The 2,883-nt window shown below is 64.6% G+C and carries 6 protein-coding genes; all 6 read right to left on the bottom strand.

The features are described 5' to 3' along the window. Positions 1 to 350 precede the first annotated feature (350 nt). A complete protein-coding gene (locus D5301_RS23910) occupies positions 351 to 701 on the bottom strand; it encodes a Mor transcription activator family protein (protein WP_185830030.1) in 351 nt (116 codons plus the stop codon). Continuing rightward, complete coding sequence (locus D5301_RS23905) at positions 698 to 1,162, bottom strand: regulatory protein GemA (RefSeq protein WP_185830029.1); 465 nt, start codon at positions 1,160 to 1,162, stop codon at positions 698 to 700. Before D5301_RS23905 ends, D5301_RS23910 begins: the two co-directional genes overlap by 4 nt. Next, positions 1,159 to 1,335 carry a hypothetical protein gene (locus D5301_RS23900; protein ID WP_153857075.1) on the bottom strand — a complete coding sequence of 59 codons (177 nt, stop codon included), beginning with the start codon at positions 1,333 to 1,335 and terminating at the stop codon, positions 1,159 to 1,161. Before D5301_RS23900 ends, D5301_RS23905 begins: the two co-directional genes overlap by 4 nt. Continuing rightward, a complete protein-coding gene (locus tag D5301_RS23895; RefSeq protein WP_126929427.1) occupies positions 1,325 to 1,804 on the bottom strand; it encodes a hypothetical protein in 480 nt (159 codons plus the stop codon). Before D5301_RS23895 ends, D5301_RS23900 begins: the two co-directional genes overlap by 11 nt. Next, complete coding sequence (locus D5301_RS23890) at positions 1,797 to 2,165, bottom strand: DUF2528 family protein (protein WP_126929426.1); 369 nt, start codon at positions 2,163 to 2,165, stop codon at positions 1,797 to 1,799. Before D5301_RS23890 ends, D5301_RS23895 begins: the two co-directional genes overlap by 8 nt. An 8-nt stretch (positions 2,166 to 2,173) precedes the next feature. Beyond that, the coding region (locus D5301_RS23885) for a recombination-associated protein RdgC (protein ID WP_153857074.1) at positions 2,174 to 2,883 on the bottom strand (710 nt) is incomplete at its 5' end.

The following is a 2,883-nucleotide window of genomic DNA, read 5'->3' as shown; positions in this document are numbered from 1 at the left end:
GCTGTGCAGGGGTGGGATATATGGGGGGGCGTTGGCGTGATATATGCGGGACTACCCCGGACAAAGCAGGATTACCGCTCGCCTCTGTCGGAGACTCATTGCGCCAGGCGCAATCACTCCCCTGCTCGTTCCAAGGCCGCGAGCTCGGCGAGGATCTGATGCTCACGGACCCTTAGCTGGCCAAGTTCGACCAGTAGACCGATCTTGCTGCTGTTCAAAGCCCCGGATTGTCGGCGGCGCTGCATCATCGTGGCGATGACACCCCCACCCTCAGCATCAAGCGTACCCGGAAGAAGGCTGACAATGGCGGATCGATATGAAAAGCCGTTGCGCCTGGCGCAATCCCTGAATCAGGCGAACAGATCCAGCTGATCCAGTCCGCCTGCCCGCGCCTGGGCCCGGCGAATCAACCGACGGATGCTTCTTTCGTGCATACCGGTGTCGTGTGCAAGTTTAGCGGTAGAGGTGCCTGCGAGGTAGGCCCGCAAGATCTCGATCTCCCGCTGCGTAGCTTTGAAGTGCGCGTCCTTCGGGTACGTGATGGTCTGTCCGCCCCAGTGCTCGGCCAAGCTATCGGCCACCGCTGCCCCCACCAAGTCAGCAACCTCGGTGGGGAGCGCGTGCTCACGACCCAGCAAACCCGCCACCACTTCGGCGATTTCACTGAGGAGTTCGTGACGGCGGGCCTCCATCGACTTCATGCCGAAGGAGCCTCCCGCCGGGCACGGCGATTGGCGTCGATCTGAAGAGCGGCAATCACTTTGGACAGCTGATCCGGGTTGCACCATTCCAGGCGTCCTACCTTGAACATGTGGCGGGCCACCGAATGTGCATATTCCCACTCACGCCCCGAATCGGCCAGCAGGGCTTCGATCTTGGACAGCTGGGGGGATAGGTCGCCCTTGGGGCGGCCTGCCCAACGTTTGGCTGCGTACGCCGCCTTGGCGGGAATTCCACCCAGGCGACGCAGCTCGTTGGCGATCGCATCGAGCTGCCGGCGATCGCACTTGCCGGCGCTGCGCTGGGCAACGCCGTGCTCTCTGGATACACGCTCGACCAGGTCACGGTAGACGTCCTCGGAGAGGCCGAGCTTCTTGGCGCCGGCGTGGATCGCGGCCAGCACCCGGTTACGGCCGTCGCCGGCCTTGCGAACGCGCGTCATGCCTTGCTCCTTGCGCCCTGAACGGCCCGGAGGGCGGTCTGCCATGCAGGCACTTCCTGGCCCGCATGGTCCAGCAACTGCAGCAGCCCTTCGCGCACGCCAGGCACGATACGGCCACCGTCCTTCAGGACGGTGGCCACCTGGGACTTCTTTGTCAGCGGATCACGGCGCATCAACAGCCCCTTCCTCGCGGCCAGCTTCGGTCAGTTCCTGCTCGATCAGCAGTAGCGAACGCCTACGGCATTCGTTGAACCCGTCGCGCCATGCCTGACCGGGAGTCAGGTCATCAAACGGACCTCCAATCTGTTCGCTCAACCACATCGGCGGCACACAGTGAAGCCGCTTCAGAACGTCGGTCTGCGAAGGGCCTGGCGGGACCTGGAAAAGCGGGACGGTGTAGGTTGCCCGCATGGCCGGCCAGCCGCCGCGCTGGCTCTCACTGCCCATCTCCATGAGGTCCGCAGCCACTGCCCGCCGCAGTTCGCGGTCGGCGAAGAACGCTGGCGTCGAACCAGGCGGCATCAGGTAGCCAAGAACCGCATCCACCGCCGCTCGAACGGCTGAGCGTGACGGGCCGTTGGCCACGGCGCGAGGCGCGGCCTTGTAGGCCCGCCATGCCGCGTCGTACACGGTCTCATCCATGAGACACCTCCACTTCCTCGACCTGCATGAGGCAGGAATCGAGATCGGGCCGGTCGTCCCAGTCGACCAAGCGGATACCGTGGGGCGACGGCCAGCCCTCCAGCTGATCGAACTCACGCTGCATACCCTCGGTCGAGTAGCTGGAGTTCACGTCCAGCACCCACCCCATGAACTCGGCACCAGCCATCTTGATGACGGCCAGTACCGCGTCGCCGTCGGCTTCTCCAAGGCGCTCATCGGCACCGGTCCAGAACTTGTTGATTTCCGTCGCCAGCTCCGGCGTCAGGATGCTGTGGTCGATCTCAAGCTGTACCTGGCCTTCGCCCCAGTTACGTTCGATTCTGTAGCGCTTGATGGTCATGTCGGTCCTCACGGGGTCGCTGAAAGGTGAAAGGCCTGTTCCAGCACCAGGAACAGGCGGCGAATCTCGCCGCTCTGCAGGGCAAAGCGGGCGTCGAACTCTGCGCGGCGGCCGTCGGCATCGGCCTGCTCCAGTTGGGAGAGCGCGCCGTCCAGGAACTTCAGCTTGCGCAACACCAGGTCATCGCCCAGCTCGAAGGACAGCGCGTCCTCCAGCACCAGGGCCAGCTTGGTGACCTGCTTGCCGGCATCCAGGTGCTTGTCGATCTCGTCACTGCGAAGTTCCTGGTCGCTGCAGCGCACCTTGGCGCCACCCTCGACCGGATCACGCAGCTCTGCGGATTCCCCAAGGGACAAGCCATCCGGCAGGGGCTCGCCAGCGATCCAGCCAGTCAGGATCGAGCGCGGTGCAACCTGGGCGTTCAGCGGAACCGCCGGGAAGCCGCCCAGCAGGCCTCGGATATCGGACACGAAGGCCTCGCCCACCTTACGGCTGGAGGTATCCACGGCCACATAGCCGTGGGCGAGGTCCAGGATGGCGTCGTGGCGGCTGTTCTTGACGAAGGCCTTGGGCAGCAGCTCGTGCAGAATGTCGTCCTTCATGCGCTTGCGCTCACGACCACCCGGTCGACGCCCCTGTTCCTGTTCCATGACCTGCAGACGGGTCTCCAGCGCACGGTTGACCACCGCGCCGGGCAGGATCTTGTCCTCGCCGCCCA

This window comes from Stenotrophomonas sp. MH181796, from assembly GCF_009659995.1.
Classification (GTDB): Bacteria; Pseudomonadota; Gammaproteobacteria; order Xanthomonadales; family Xanthomonadaceae; genus Stenotrophomonas; species Stenotrophomonas riyadhensis.
This window is presented reverse-complemented; position numbering and strand designations above follow the sequence as displayed.